Here is a 15,535-nt window from a genome sequence, read left to right as displayed (position 1 = left end):
CTCTTTTCTATCCTTGTCAAGGTTTTAAACCTTGACAAGGATTATTTCAGGCTTTTAATTCATCTAAAATTTCACTGAACACAGCCTGTGCAGAGAAAATTCGGTTTTTTGCCTGCTGGTAGATGATAGAATGATCTCCATCCATTACTTCATCACTCAATTCTACATTACGGCGAACCGGAAGACAGTGCATTACTTTTGCCTCATTGGTGCGGGCTAGTTTTTCGTTGGTCAGCATCCAATCCCCTTTCACTTCAGGCATTGCTGCATAGTCATCAAAAGAAGACCAGTTTTTTACATAGATAAAATCAGCATCTTTCAAAGCTTCATCCTGATCATGAATTACTTTTACGTCTTTTGTAAAGTTTTTATCTAAATCATATCCCTCAGGATTGGCAATCACCAACTCCACATCCATTTCCTGCATCCATTCTGCGAAAGAATTTCCAACGGCATGAGCAATAGGCTTGATGTGCGGTGCCCAGGTCAATACAACTTTGGGCTTATGGTCTTTTTCCCAGTTTTCTGTAATCGTAATACAGTCTGCTAAACTTTGCAGCGGGTGACGGGTAGCAGATTCCAGTGAAATAACAGGCACTTTTGCATGCTTTTCAAACTGGCTTAAGATACTTTCATTCACATCATCTTCTTTACTCTTCATTCCCGCAAAACAACGCACAGCGATGATATCACAATATTGGTTTAACACTTCAATGGCATCTTTGATATGTTCCACTGTATCACCGTTCATTACTGCTCCGTCTGCAAATTCAAGATTCCAGGCTTCCTGCGCAGCGTTTAATATCAAAACATTTAAACCTAAATTTTGAGCTGCAATCTGACTGCTCAGACGGGTTCTCAAACTTGAGTTTAAAAATACAAGTCCTATTGTTTTCCCCTTTCCTTTTTCTGTTTCGGCAAGAGGATTTTCCTTTATTTGTAAGGCTTTTTTTATAATGTCCTGTAAGTTTTCCACATCACTTACAGAGGTAAATTTTTTCATTTTGAAATTGATTTTAAAGATTTTGTTTACACATTTTTGAGAATTTTACCACGCAAGGGCACAAAGCGTTTCACTGATTTTTTTTCGTTCGCTAAGGCGTTTCACTCAGCAATTGACGGTTGTTTTGTCATTCTGACGAAGGAAGAATCTTACATTATTATATTGTTAAGAGATTATTCACTCCACTTTGTTTCATTCAGAATGACAAACGCAGTGCCTTTTTGCTATTTGCCTTTTGCATCTTAAATACTTCCTAACACTGTTTTCAAAGCATTGATGAAAAGATCTGTTTCCTCTTTTTTGATATTCAGTGCAGGAAGAATCCTAAGTACTGTTTTATCATTCGAGTTTCCAGTGAAAATATGATGATCAAACAATAAGCTTTTCCTTGTTTCTGAACAGTCTCTGTCGAGTTCTATTCCGATCATCAATCCTTTCCTTCGGATGGATGTAATATGTGGTAAATCTTTAATTTCATTTTCAATATATTCGCCCATCTTCTGAGCGTTTTCGATAAGATTTTCATCTTTCATCACGTCCAGCACAGCAATTGAAGCAGCACAAGCCAGATGATTTCCTCCAAATGTAGTTCCTAGCAAACCGTTGCTCGCCTCGAATTTCGGATGAATCAAAACTCCACCCACTGGAAATCCGTTCCCCATTCCTTTTGCTGTAGTGATAATATCTGCTTCTACACCCAATTCCTGATGAGCAAAGAAATATCCGCTTCTCCCATATCCGGACTGCACTTCATCCAAAATAAGAACAGCATCATATTTTTTGCACAGCTCTTTGATTGTAGATAAAAATTCCGGTGTTGGAATCATAATTCCTCCTACTCCCTGAATTCCTTCAATGATCACAGAAGAAATTTCATTTCCAAATTTTTCAAAGGTCTCTTCAAGCTGTTGCACATCATTCCATGCTGATTTGATAAATCTTTCGGAAAAGTTAACCGGAGCCACAATCTTTGGATTATCTGTCACAGAAACCGCTGCAGAAGTTCTCCCGTGGAATGAACCTGAAAAATAAAGTACTTTGCTTTTTCCATTATGAAAAGAAGCCAGTTTCAATGCATTTTCATTGGCTTCAGCTCCGGAATTACATAGGAAAAGGTTATAATCTTCATATCCTGAAAGCTTTCCTAATTTTTCTGCCAGCTCAGTCTGTAATTCATTCTGAACGGAATTAGAATAAAAGGAGATTTTTTCCAGCTGATCTTTCAGCTTATTCTGATAATGCGGGTGGTTATGTCCGATAGAAATTACAGCATGACCTCCATAGAAATCAAGATATTGTTCTCCTTTATCATCCCAAAGAAAAGATCCCTGAGCCTTAACCGGATTGATGTTGAATAATGGATATACGTTGAATAAATTCATTTTTTGTTTTTTTTTATCTTTCTTTTGTCTTGAAATCGAAGATTCGACATAGTCAAACAAAAGAAACAAAAGTTCAAGACCTGGAAACTTCCGCTAAAAATTAGTTCTATTCTCTAAAAATTCTAAAACTTGTGCGAAATCCAAATTGGTTCTTCGGTTCTTTATTTTCCTCGCACTTCGAACAGTAGAATTTTCTTAACGTTCATAGAATTAATTTTCTTAACGCTCCATTTTCCTAAGTCGGATTTACTTCTTGTTTAAAATTCTCAATTATTTATTGTCAATTTAGAAGGCTATTGGCTTCAAATTCAGTCCTGCATTTTCGTCCCAGTTCATGGCCAGATTCATATTCTGTACAGCCTGTCCCGAAGCACCTTTTAACAAATTGTCAATCGCTGAGTGAATAACGACAACATTTCCACTCTTTTCGATTTGAATCACACAGCGATTGGTATTGACAACCTGCTTTAAATCCACTGCCTTCCTGCTTACTGTAACAAAAGGCTCCTCTGCATAAAAATCCTGATACAAATGTTCTATTTCCTCCAGCTCCAGCTCCGTCTTCATGGTGGAACTTGTAAAAATCCCTCTTGCAAAATCTCCTCTCCAAGGAACAAAGTTCAGGTTTACTTCTTTATTATTGAATGCAATCAGCTGCTGCAAAATCTCATCCACATGTTGATGAGTTAATGTTTTATAAGCTGAAACATTATCATTTCTCCAGGTAAAATGAGTCGTTGCCTGCAAAGACTGTCCGGCTCCTGTAGAACCCGTTATCCCTGTGGTAAAAACTTCATGTAACACTCCTTTTTCTGCCAATGGCAATAAAGCCAATTGAATAGCTGTTGCAAAACATCCCGGGTTGGCAATACTTTTTGCTCCAGCCAGTTTTTTTTTATTGATCTCCGGTAATCCGTAGATAAAATCTCTGTTTCCGAAACTTCCTTCTAAACGGAAATCGTTTCCAAGATCAATCACCAGCGTTTCATCTTTGACAGGATTTTGAGTTAACCAGTTTTGACTTTCTTTATGCGGAAGACACAGAAAAAGAATATTTACATCTTCAGGTTTATCGGTCAAAACCATTTCACAAACCGTCGTTAAATCCGGGTACAGATCTGAAATTTTTGTTCCCGAATTTGAACGACTATATAAAAAACTCAATGTCACATGGGGATGAAAAGCCAGTAAGCGTATCAGCTCACTTCCTGTATAACCGTTGGCACCAATGATTCCTACTGTTTTCTTCATTTTGATTCTGACAGATTTTTGTTCTGCCTTTCATTATATCGTCCTTTCGGAACTAGTTGATATTTTGGTTAATCTGGTGGTATATATTTAAAGAGTTGCTGACAATCTTCGTATATCCTTTTACATCTTCTCCCGTCCATGCTCTGTTCGCTTCTCCATAGCTTCCGAATTTGTCGGACATCAGATCATGATCAGATTCAATTCCGTTAAGAATAAATCTGTATGGATGAAGGGTTACAAATACTTTTCCGCTTACTGTTTTCTGAGAATCTACCAAGAAAGACTCAATATTTCTCATCACAGGATCTAAGAAAAGTGCTTCATGAAGCCAGTTTCCGTACCAGTCGGATAACTGCGACTTCATCATTTGCTGATATTTTGAAAGCGTATGCTTTTCCAATAAATGATGTGCTTTGATGATCACTGATGCGGCAGCTGCTTCAAATCCCACTCGTCCTTTAATCCCAACAATAGTGTCTCCCACATGGATATCACGGCCAATTCCATATGCTGAAGCCAATTCTTCTATTTTTTGAATGGCATATACTGAATGTTCAAAACTTTCTCCATTGACAGCTACAACCTCTCCGTTTTTAAACTCAATTTCAAGTTCTGAAGGCTGAGTTTCTTTGATTTGAGATGGAAAAGCTTCTTCCGGAAGATAATTTCTTGAAGTTAAAGTTTCCTTTCCTCCTACTGAAGTTCCCCAAAGCCCTTTATTTACGGAATATTGAGCCTTCTGGAATTCCATTTCATATCCGTGCTGCTTCAAAAATTCAATTTCTTCTTCACGGGACAAAGCCATATCACGAATGGGCGTAATGATTTCAATATCCGGACACATTACCTGGAAGATCAGATCAAAACGAACCTGATCATTTCCAGCTCCTGTACTTCCGTGAGCAATAGCATCTGCCTGTACTTCAATGGCATATTTTGCAATTTCCTGCGCCTGAATAGTACGCTCAGCACTTACAGAAAGCGGATACGTATTATTTTTCAATACATTCCCGAAAATCAAATATTTCACACATGAATTGTAGTAATCTTCCTGAGCGTCTACGCACCTGTATTCTTTTACTCCAAGGTTTAAGGCTTTTTTCTCCAGTTCTTCTTCCTCTTCTTTTGAAAAACCTCCGGTATTTACAGTAACAGCATACACATCATATCCCAGTGTTTCACTAAGATATTTAGCACAGTAGGAAGTATCTAAACCTCCGCTAAACGCTAAGATGACTTTCTTTTTCATCTGGACTCTTTTTATTGTTATTAATGATCACATGGAATTCATCAAAATCTTTCTGAATCATTCCATCATATTTATTTTCAGGCAGATTATTCACTACCTCCTCTTTTTTTTTATCGTTTTCAGGAACAAATAACATGGCTGTACACAGACAGTTTTTGCGTTCCTTCATCATTAAAATCTCATAGTTTACACAGTTTTTGCAGCCGTTCCAGAATTCTTCATCCTGAGTCAGTTCAGAATAGATCACGGGTTTATATCCCAAATCACTATTGATTTTCATCACTGCCAAACCTGTTGTTAATCCAAATACTTTTGCATCCGGATATTTGTCTCTAGATAACTGGAAAACTTTCTGCTTGATCTGAGTTGCTACTCCCCCGTTCCTGAATTTCGGTGACACAATCAGCCCCGAATTAGCCACAAACTTCCCATGTGACCAGGTCTCTATATAACAGAAACCTACCCACTCACCGTTTTCAGTGGCTACCACAGCATTGCCCTCTGAAATCTTTTTACTCAAATATTCTATGGAACGTTTTGCGATACCCGTTCCTCTACGCTGCGCAGAATCATACATTTCCTGCTGTATTTCACTCACATACATTAGATGTTCGCATGAGGAAATTTCTATTTCCATTTATTTATCTAAATTTTTTGGCAAATTTAAAATATAATTTCTTTTAAATCCAAATAAAAAAGATATTTTTTTTGTTTTAAAATTTTAAACAGGTAAAATTATCTTTATTGAAAAATATACATTTGCTAATTTATTATATATTTGCTAAAATAATATAGTTATGGAAAATACCTGCCCAAAATGTAAGAGCATCAAAGTGGTAAAAAGCGGCATCATCAATGAAAAACAGCGCTTCCACTGCAAAGACTGTCAATATTATTTTACCGTTAAAAAACTGGGGAAACAAATTGACGATTACTATGTCACCAAAGCACTTCAGCTTTATCTGGAGGGTCTAAGCTATCGTGAAATTGAAAGAATTATAGGCGTTTCACACGTTACCATAAGTTCATGGATCAAAAAGTACAATATCACAAGACCTCCCCATTCTGAATTCCATCCTGTTTATAAAATATTAAAGCAAAACGAACTCATTGAATATATCGCGCAGGAAGAAAACATTAAAAACTCAGGAATTATCATTACCCAATTCGCAGATAAGTATATGCTGATTAAGTGGGAGCGGTTTAAGAAGTAAGCGTAGTACATGAGGCGAGGTTTCGGATTACAAGATGCGAAATACAAGGTACAAGATTTAATATAATATTAAATATCAATCACTTGAATCATTTATATTAAAACTCCGTAGCCTGAAGTCCGAAAGTTTGGAAAATAATAACTATACTATTACCACTAATATATATTAAATTTTCATAAATAAATTATTAATTACAATTTGGCATTCACAAAAAACAACGCCAAAAATTGATAATTTATGAAGAAATTACTTACATTCATTGGATTAGCTTTAATCAGCAGTTCTGTATACTCGCAAGGTTCTCCTGATTATGGCAGTGGCTTAAAACTCAACCTCAACCAAAACGGTGATAAATTCGTCAGATTTATTTTATGGGACCAGTTTTGGGTAAGAAATACATCTATGAACCCCGGAACTATGGTAGGCGGTGAACCCACCGATAATTCATGGAGTCTGGGAAACAGAAGATTACGTGCTTTAGCCTACGCACAGATCTCAAAAAGATATATGATTCTACTCCATTTCGGTATTAATAATCAGACTTTTATTAATGGCGGCGCTTCAGGTACTTCAGGCACAGGAGGTTATGGCAACGGAAAGAAAACACAGTTATTTTTTCATGATGCCTGGAATGAATACGCAGTTATTTTACCTGGAGAAGCAGGAAAATTCAGTTTATCTTTAGGGGCAGGGCTTCATTATTACATGGGACTTTCCCGAATGACTATGGCATCCACGCTTAATTTCCTTACATTAGATTCTCCTGTTTTTTCATGGCCTTTAATCGATAACTCTGATCAGTTTGCAAGACAGCTCGGAATGTTTGCTAAAGGAAAGTATGGAAAACTGGAATATCGTTTCAGCTTAAATAAACCCTTCGCTACAGATCTTATTCCTGTGAATGTAACAGATCCTGCAAAAGCCGTAGCAGTGGACAATAACGGAAATCCCAGTTTCTCAAAAGCAGGATATGTTGAGTATCAATTTCTGGATGAAGAGTCCAACACCCTTCCTTTTAAAGTAGGATCTTACCTTGGAACGAAAAAGGTTTTCAATGTAGGTGCCGGCTTTTATCATCAGGCTGACGGAACAAGAACTTCTGTCAATTCAAACATTGAAAAGCATGATATCACTCTTTTTGCAGTAGATGCTTTTGCGGATATTCCTTTGGGCGAAGCAAAAAACAAAATGGCCGTTTCTGCCTATGCCGGATATTATAATTACAATTTCGGACCGAATTATGTAAGAAACCTGGGAACAATGAACGTCGGAGCATCAGATCCTAATTTCATCGGCAACAAAGCCATTGCAGGACCAGGAAACCTGCAGCCAACCATCGGGACAGGTAATATTATCTACGCACAGGCAGGTTTACTATTACCAAGCCAGGCAGAAAAGCCAAAAATCAGAATACAGCCTTTCGCGGCTTATACGCACAAAAGTTTTGAGGCTTTTGATAAATCTTCATCCCAGTTTGATGTCGGAGCCAACTGGTTTATAGATGGTCATCATGCAAAAATAACAACACAATATTCAACAAGACCGGTTTATACGAACCCTACGGAAAGCCCTTCTTCAAAAGGAGAATTTATCGTACAGTTTCAAATCTATTTGTAAAATATAAACCATTAAGAATAATAAAGAAATTATGATAAGTTAAGCTCCATCAAATATGGATAAGAATACCGCCGAATAAAACAGCTTTAGCTGTAATCTTAATTTTTCTTATCAACTTAAAATCCCTTAATAGTTTAAAAAGCAATTTCAAAATAAAATCCTATTCTACTAACATCAAAAACTAATCAATATGAGCGAAAATCATCACGAAAGCTACGAAAATATGACCGACAGGCAGAAAAACCGCACCATCTGGAGCGTGATCACTGCCTCATCACTCGGAACATTAATAGAATGGTACGACTTTTACATCTTCGGAAGTTTAGCCGTTGTTTTAGCGACCAAATTTTTCCCTGCGGATAATCCTACTGCAGCATTTTTATCCACCCTGGCTACTTTTGCCGCCGGATTTGTGGTAAGACCTTTCGGAGCACTATTTTTTGGAAGACTGGGAGATCTTATCGGAAGAAAATATACTTTCCTGGTTACATTACTGATTATGGGATTTTCCACTTTCCTGATCGGATGTATTCCAAGTTATGAGACCATTGGATTTCTGGCACCGGTTTTAGTTTTAATTTTAAGATTACTTCAGGGGCTTGCTTTAGGAGGTGAATACGGAGGTGCGGCTACGTATGTAGCAGAATATGCCCAACCTCACCGAAGAGGTTACTGGACCTCATGGATCCAGACTACAGCAACAGCCGGACTTTTCATTTCATTAATCGTTATTCTGATCACCAAAACAACTCTTTCAGCAGAAGAGTTTGATACCTGGGGATGGAGAGTTCCTTTCTGGATTTCCATTTTAATGGTGGCTGTATCTTACATTATCAGAAAGAATATGAAAGAATCTCCTCTTTTTGCTAAGGCTAAAAGTGAAGGTAAAACTTCCAAAAACCCTTTAAAAGAAAGTTTCGGGAATAAATACAATTTCAAGTTTGTACTATTGGCTTTATTCGGGGCTGCCATGGGACAAGGGGTGATCTGGTATACAGGTCAGTTCTATGCAATGAGTTTCCTTCAAAAAGTGATGAATGTAGAATCTGCACAGGTAGATTCACTCATGGCTACCGCTTTGTTTTTAGGAACTCCTTTCTTTGTATTCTTCGGGTGGCTTTCTGATAAAATCGGAAGAAAAGCTGTAATGATGACCGGAATGCTGATCGCTATTTTAGCTTACAGACCTATTTATGACAGCATGTTTAAAAGTGTAAACCTTGAAAATAAAACGGTTGCTGCGAATGGAATTACAGAAAAAAGAACGGCAAAAATCCACAACGATATCGCAACAGACAGTTTAGTAACTTTTCACAAAGAAACTCTTTATACAGATGGAACTTTAATTAAAAAAGACAGCATTGTTCACTGGTCTCCCTCAGGAGTTGTTATGAAAGACGGAAAACCTGAAGAAGCCAAAGTGTCTCAAAGTTTAAAATTAAGTGACGACACCAAATGGTATCTGGTATTCCTTGTTTTCATCCAGGTGATCTTTGTGACAATGGTTTACGGACCTATCGCTGCTTTCCTTGTTGAAATGTTCCCTGTGAGAATCCGTTATACCTCAATGTCATTACCTTATCACATCGGAAACGGAGTATTTGGAGGACTTCTTCCGGCAGTGGCTACTTATCTGGTGACTACAGGAAAAGAAGCGGGCCACGCGACATGGTATCTGGAAGGACTCTGGTACCCGATTGGAGTTGCAGGAGTATGTTTGATTATCGGATTATTTTATCTTAAAAATAAGAACAACAATCTTCACGATTAAGCACTGAATCACTCAAATTTTTATTAATTTTAAAACTACTAAAATGAACGGACTAAAAAAAATATTAGGCATTCTCTGGATCGCTATTGCGGTGATTGTAGGCTATTTCGGAATTACGGTATTGGGAATTCCTAAAATCGCATCCGGAAAACAGGAAGATCTGGTTTTTGGGATCATCATTCTCTTTGTACTGATGCCGATTATCTCAGGCGGAATGGCTATTTTCGGATATTATGCTTTAAAAGGAGAATATTCTGACGATAAAATTTAAAAACAAAAAAAACAGATAATTGATGAATGCAGCATTCATCAATTATCTGTTATCAATTATCAAAAATGGAAATCACAATTAAAGCAATTCCACGCCCCTCTGAAGATAAAAGAGTTATTGATCTGATTCACAGATTAAATACTTCTCTTATAACAATCTCCGGTGAGAGTGGAAGCAAAAGTGCAAACCTGGATGACTTTACCCAGGAGAAAGCTTTGTTTCTCATTGCTGTAAGTGATGAAAAAGCTATAGCCTGTGGAGGTTTTCGCCCGCTTTCACCAGAAATATGTGAAATCAAACGCATGTTTTCTCTGGAAAAAAATATAGGGCTGGGTGGAAAGATTCTCTCAGCATTAGAAATCGCTGCAAAACAATTTCACTATAAATACATCTATCTGGAAACCCGTAAAAAAAATGACAGTGCTGTAAAGTTTTATCTGAAAAACGAATATAAGATCATTGAAAATTATGGAATTTACATCGGACGTGAAGAAGCTATATGCTTCGGTAAGGAAATAAAATAGTTATGAAAAAAAGACACGAACAAAAACTTATCATACTGAGCGTAGGGCTTATGATTGCTTTCAGCATTCCTATTTCACTGCTTTTCAACAGTGACAGGGAGGTTTTGGGCTATCCAATGATCCTTATTTACCTTTTCGTGGTCTGGATGATTTCCATTGTGATTTCTTTTGTAATTGTAAAAAGACATGATGAATAGTCTCGCATTATTTTTTGTTGTTCTGTTTTATCTGGCTCTCCTTTTCTTAGTTGCTCATTTAGCAGAGAAGAAAAGAAGTAAATTATGGATCAATAATCCATATATCTATGCTCTGTCCCTTGCTGTATATTGTACTGCCTGGACGTATTATGGAAGTATTGGTGTGGCAGCTACAAGCGGACTAAACTATCTTCCGATTTATATAGGTCCTATTATGATAATTCCGGCATGGATTTACATCAATACCCGGATTGTAAGGATTTCCAGAGTCAATAAAATAAGCAGCCTTGCGGATTTCATTTCATTAAGATACGGCAACAGCAGAAGCCTGAGTGCCATAATCACAGTGGTCTGTCTTCTGGCAATTGTACCCTATATCGGGCTGCAGATTAAAGCTATTTCTGAAACCTTTCACTTAGTGACAGAAACTCCGATGTCGAAGGATATCCTGACTGATAACGCAACTTTCGTTGTGGTTTTAATCGCCTTATTTTCTTCTTATTACGGAACACGATATGTAGATGCTTCTGAAAAGCGGCTTGGAATTATCTCGGCAATTGCTCTGGAAAGCTTTTTAAAACTATTTTTTATTATTATTCTCGGATTTTTTGTCATTTATTATGTCTTTGACGGATTCTCAGATATCTATGAGAAAGCCAGTAAGTTTGAAGATTTTAAAGAAAAAAACACCTTCAATGGCATTGAAGGTGCGATGAACTGGATGGTTCTTTGTATGATTTCTGCTACAGCAATCTGCATTTTGCCAAGACAGTTCCACACCGCCATTGTTGAGAACAGACAGGAAAAACATATCAGAACAGCCATTTGGTTTTTCCCGCTTTATCTTTTAATCTTCACTATATTTATTTTCCCGATTGCCTGGGGAGGAAGATTAATTTTTGACGGACAGAAAGTAAATCCCGAGTTCTACTCTATTCTGATTCCACAGCATTTTGACAATACTTTAATTACTGTGTTTGTTTTTCTTGGCGGATTGAGCTCATGTATTTCCATGATTATTATTTCTGCTATTACTCTATCCATCATGCTTTCCAATAATCTCATTATTCCATACGGATTACTGGGAAAATTAAAATCTGAAAGTGAAGAAAAGAATACCAGAAGTATTACCAATATCAGAAAGTTCAGCATTTTTGCGCTGATCATTATGGCTTTTGCCTTTTATAAATATTTCATCCTGAAAACATCACTGGATTCGGTAGGATTAATCTCATTTGTAGTGATTGCACAATTGGCACCTGCATTTTTCGGAGCTTTATTCTGGAGAAGAGGAAGTTATAAAGGTGCTGTTGCAGGACTTTTAGCCGGATTAGCCATCTGTTATTTCGGACTCATTATTCCCCAGTATTATTTTTCTTACAATCAGGAATTCAAAGGAGTCCTCAGGGAAATGTATAATGCTTTTGGTTTTTTCACCATTCCTTTTTTGGGAAGAATTCCACAGATCTTTTTCTGGTCGATGCTGGTGAACACAAGCTTATTTACTATCGTATCTGTAAGCTCCAAAGGAAATTACCGCGAAAGAAACTTTGCTGAGCTGTATGTAGATATAGACAAGTATATTCAGAATCACGAAAATGCTTTTATCTGGCGTGGAACGGCTTATATTTCGGACATCCAGAACATTCTTGAACGTTTCTTAGGCAAAAATAAAACGGAACAGGCACTAAGAATTTTCAATTTAAAATATAACATCGATTCCAAAACGGAAACTGCTGATTCAAGGTTTATCAAATTCTCAGAAAATCTTTTGGCCGGAAGAATTGGTACGGCTTCCGCAAAAATATTAATCGAGGGGGTAACCAAAGAAGATAAGATATCGTTGAAAGAAGTTTTGAATATCCTTGAAGAATCACAGGAAAATATCAGCTTAAATAAAAAACTTACCGAACAGTCTGAAGAACTGCAGAAACTTTCTGATGACCTGAGAACAGCCAATGAAAGCCTGATCATCAAAGACCGTCAAAAAGACGACTTTCTGGACTCTGTTGCCCACGAGCTGAGAACTCCGATTACGGCCATCCGTTCTGCGGGAGAAATTTTAGCCGATGATGATGATATTCCTTTTGACATCAAACAGGAGTTTCTGAACAACATCATCACAGAATCCGACAGATTAAGTGAAATCATCAATGATATTCTTTATCTGGACAAATTACAGCATGGTGAAATCTCTTTACATATTCAGGAAAACAATATTGTTGAAACGTATAAAAAAGCCTTAAATCCCCTTCTTCATCTGATACAGCAGAAAAACATTCATTTAAGTGAAGTTAATCTTCTGAATCAGTTTATATTTGAATATGATGAAGCGAGAATGATACAACTGTTTCAGAATATCTGGGGAAATGCCTTAAAATTCACAGAAGAACAAGGGACAATTCAGACCAAATTATTTGAAAAAGAGGATCAGCTGATTATCACCATTTTTAATACCGGAAAGCATATTCCGGAAGAGGATCTGGAAATGATTTTTGACAAATTTTATCAGTCGAAAAATCAGAATATTTTAAAGCCTACCGGAAGCGGACTGGGACTGGCCATTTCCAAAAAAATTGTAGAGGCACACGGAGGAAGAATAAAAGCAGAAAACAGTGGACTGGGCGTAACTTTCACCATCAGCATTCCCGAAAAAACGAAAAAAGAAATTACCAATGAAGTTGAACACCATTAAAACCTTCTTATGAAAAAGATAATCATTGCAGATGACGAACACAAAATATTAATGTCGTTAGAATACAGCTTTAAGAAAAACGGATATGATGTCTATATTGCCCGTGACGGAACAGAAGTCCTCGAATTCCTGAAAACCATGGTACCGGACGTGATTCTTCTCGATATTATGATGCCCAACCTTGATGGTTACAGCACTTTAGATCTTATTAAACAGGACGAAAAACTGAAAGACACCAAAGTAATCTTTCTGAGTGCAAAAAATAATCCCAGAGATATAGAAAAAGGACTGGAAATGGGCGCGGATGCCTATGTCACAAAACCATACTCTATCAAGAAACTGATGCAGCAGATTGAGGAGATGTTTTAAGAGATTGTTTCACCTTTAGCTCGTAATAACACAACTACTTACCCTTGTCAAGGTTTAAAACCTTGACAAGGGTATTAAACGAAACATACAACTATTGACATGGAAACAGATACATTATTTAAACAAAGTATAGAAAACAAAGAAGACTTCTGGAAAAAACAGGCAGAAGAAATCAAATGGTTTGAATTTCCCCAACAAATTCTTTCCCATGGTGAAAACGATTACCCACAGTGGTTTTCAGACGGAAAGCTCAATATGTGTTACTTATGTATTGACAAACACATTGAAGACGGATTTGGGGATCAGGCTGCCATCGTGTATGATTCTCCTGTCACCCATCAAAAGAAAACCTATACTTTCAACCAGGCAAAGGAAGAGATTGCAAAACTGGCTGGCGGATTGGCTTCATTGGGATTAAAAAAAGGAGATACCGCTGTCATTTATATGCCTATGATTCCACAGACTCTTTTTGCTATGCTCGCGTGCGCAAGAATCGGGGTTATTCATAATGTGGTTTTCGGAGGTTTCGCTCCTCATGAGCTTGTTGTAAGAATTGATGACTGTAAACCTAAAGTTTTGATCACCGCTACAGCGGGAGTAGAAATTGCCAGGAGAATTCCTTATCTGCCACTGGTAGAAAAAGCAATTGAACTGGCACAGGATAAAGTAGATAATATCATTGTATACAACAGAAAGCTGGTCGATAATAAGGATGAAATGTTTGAAGGACTAATCGATTATGAAGAATTAGTAGAAAAATCAGCTCCCGCAGCCTGTATTTCTGTAGAATCAACTCATCCGCTTTACCTTCTTTATACCTCAGGAACTACCGGAAAGCCTAAAGGCATCGTTCGTGATACCGGAGGTTATGCCACGGCATTACAATTCTCAATGACTTACGTCTATGGTGTTGAGCCAGGAGAAACGTATTGGGCTGCTTCAGACTTCGGATGGGCTGTTGGACATAGTTTTTCTGTGTACGGACCATTAATCAACAGAAATACGACTATTATTTTTGAAGGAAAACCAATCATGACTCCTGACGCAGGTACTTTCTGGAGAATTATTTCAGAATATAAAGTCTCAGTAATGTTTACAGCACCTACCGCGATCAGGGCTATAAAAAAAGAAGATCCCAACGGAGAACTGGTAAAAAAATACGATTTATCTCATTTCAAAAAGCAGTTTCTGGCCGGGGAAAGATGTGATGTGGCTACTTTGGACTGGTTTGCAGAACATATCGGCGTTCCGGCAATAGATCATTGGTGGCAGACAGAATCCGGCTGGCCAATGCTTGGATTACTGACTCATGACGACAGCTATCAGATCAAAAGAGCCTCTGCAGGAAAGCCAGTTCCGGGATATGATATTAAAATATTTGATGAAACCGGATTTGAGCTTGATCCTCACCATGAAGGCTATCTGGTGATCAAACTTCCTCTCCCACCCGGCGCGATGCTTGGAATATGGAAGGACTACGCCCGTTTTGAAAGCAGCTATCTGTCTCAGTATAAAGGATATTATTTTTCAGGAGATGGTGCTATTCAGGATGAAGACGGTTATATTTTCATTACAGGAAGAGTGGATGATGTGATCAACGTGGCAGGACACAGACTTTCCACTTCCGAAATGGAGGAAATTGTTTCCTCACATCCGGATGTCGCAGAATGCGCTGTGGTAGGTATTGATGACGACTTAAAAGGACAGATTCCTTTTGCCACGGTGGTTTTAAAGAACGGTTCAGCAATCTCTGAAGAAGATATTGAAAAAGACATTATTCAGATGGTTCGCAACAAAATCGGAGCAGTAGCTTTTTTAAAAAATGTAATGGTTGTCAAACGCTTACCCAAAACAAGATCCGGAAAAATTCTAAGAAAGTTGATAAGAACATTGCTTGACGGCAAAGATTTCCAGATCCCATCCACCATTGATGATGAAAAAATTATTGATGAAATTCAGGGAAAAATTGAGGAATACAGGGCTTAAACCAGA

Annotated in this window: 14 protein-coding genes; 9 read left to right on the top strand and 5 right to left on the bottom strand. The window is 37.5% G+C overall.

What is annotated here, in order from left to right:
• Positions 1-46 precede the first annotated feature (46 nt).
• The 5 genes from ACODR7_RS00715 to ACODR7_RS00695 form a co-directional block, all read right to left on the bottom strand.
• Complete coding sequence (locus ACODR7_RS00715; RefSeq protein ID WP_488836454.1) at positions 47-1,003, bottom strand: N-acetylornithine carbamoyltransferase; 957 nt, start codon at positions 1,001-1,003, stop codon at positions 47-49.
• 242 nt (positions 1,004-1,245) lie between these two features.
• Entirely contained in the window at positions 1,246-2,385 is a 1,140-nt protein-coding gene (locus ACODR7_RS00710) for an aspartate aminotransferase family protein (protein ID WP_488836452.1), read from the bottom strand.
• Between the two features lie 285 nt (positions 2,386-2,670).
• The gene (gene argC / locus ACODR7_RS00705; protein WP_488836450.1) at positions 2,671-3,636 is read right to left on the bottom strand and encodes an N-acetyl-gamma-glutamyl-phosphate reductase; all 966 of its coding nucleotides are present in this window, start codon (positions 3,634-3,636) and stop codon (positions 2,671-2,673) included.
• A gap of 52 nt (positions 3,637-3,688) precedes the next feature.
• The gene (gene argG, locus ACODR7_RS00700; protein WP_488836448.1) at positions 3,689-4,885 is read right to left on the bottom strand and encodes an argininosuccinate synthase; all 1,197 of its coding nucleotides are present in this window, start codon (positions 4,883-4,885) and stop codon (positions 3,689-3,691) included.
• A complete protein-coding gene (locus tag ACODR7_RS00695; RefSeq protein ID WP_488836446.1) occupies positions 4,857-5,522 on the bottom strand; it encodes a GNAT family N-acetyltransferase in 666 nt (221 codons plus the stop codon). The genes argG and ACODR7_RS00695 overlap by 29 nt, the downstream gene beginning before the upstream one ends.
• 160 nt (positions 5,523-5,682) lie before the next feature.
• On the opposite strand from ACODR7_RS00695, the gene ACODR7_RS00690 reads away from it, so the two are divergent.
• From ACODR7_RS00690 to ACODR7_RS00650, 9 genes are all read left to right on the top strand, one after another.
• Positions 5,683-6,099 (top strand): IS1/IS1595 family N-terminal zinc-binding domain-containing protein, encoded by a 417-nt coding sequence (locus tag ACODR7_RS00690; protein WP_110367226.1) that lies wholly within the window; start codon positions 5,683-5,685, stop codon positions 6,097-6,099.
• 237 nt (positions 6,100-6,336) lie between these two features.
• Complete coding sequence (locus tag ACODR7_RS00685) at positions 6,337-7,716, top strand: porin (protein WP_488836444.1); 1,380 nt, start codon at positions 6,337-6,339, stop codon at positions 7,714-7,716.
• Positions 7,717-7,906: 190 nt separating this feature from the next.
• Positions 7,907-9,487, top strand: a complete 1,581-nt coding sequence (locus ACODR7_RS00680; protein ID WP_488836442.1) for an MFS transporter — start codon at positions 7,907-7,909, stop codon at positions 9,485-9,487.
• A 43-nt stretch (positions 9,488-9,530) separates the two neighbouring features.
• Positions 9,531-9,758, top strand: coding sequence for a DUF6814 family protein (locus ACODR7_RS00675; protein WP_034696261.1), 228 nt, complete (start codon positions 9,531-9,533; stop codon positions 9,756-9,758).
• Positions 9,759-9,823: 65 nt separating this feature from the next.
• Complete coding sequence (locus ACODR7_RS00670; RefSeq protein WP_488836440.1) at positions 9,824-10,282, top strand: GNAT family N-acetyltransferase; 459 nt, start codon at positions 9,824-9,826, stop codon at positions 10,280-10,282.
• Positions 10,283-10,284: 2 nt separating this feature from the next.
• Positions 10,285-10,479 carry a hypothetical protein gene (locus ACODR7_RS00665; protein ID WP_062670711.1) on the top strand — a complete coding sequence of 65 codons (195 nt, stop codon included), beginning with the start codon at positions 10,285-10,287 and terminating at the stop codon, positions 10,477-10,479.
• The gene (locus tag ACODR7_RS00660) at positions 10,472-13,174 is read left to right on the top strand and encodes an ATP-binding protein (protein ID WP_488836734.1); all 2,703 of its coding nucleotides are present in this window, start codon (positions 10,472-10,474) and stop codon (positions 13,172-13,174) included. Before ACODR7_RS00665 ends, ACODR7_RS00660 begins: the two co-directional genes overlap by 8 nt.
• A 9-nt stretch (positions 13,175-13,183) precedes the next feature.
• Complete coding sequence (locus ACODR7_RS00655; RefSeq protein ID WP_110367230.1) at positions 13,184-13,543, top strand: response regulator transcription factor; 360 nt, start codon at positions 13,184-13,186, stop codon at positions 13,541-13,543.
• 99 nt (positions 13,544-13,642) lie between these two features.
• Positions 13,643-15,529: an AMP-binding protein gene (locus tag ACODR7_RS00650; protein ID WP_488836437.1), complete on the top strand. Its 1,887-nt coding sequence runs from the start codon at positions 13,643-13,645 to the stop codon at positions 15,527-15,529.
• The last annotated feature ends 6 nt before the right edge of the window (positions 15,530-15,535 follow it).

This window comes from Chryseobacterium sp. FG46 (assembly GCF_057809135.1).
This window is presented reverse-complemented; position numbering and strand designations above follow the sequence as displayed.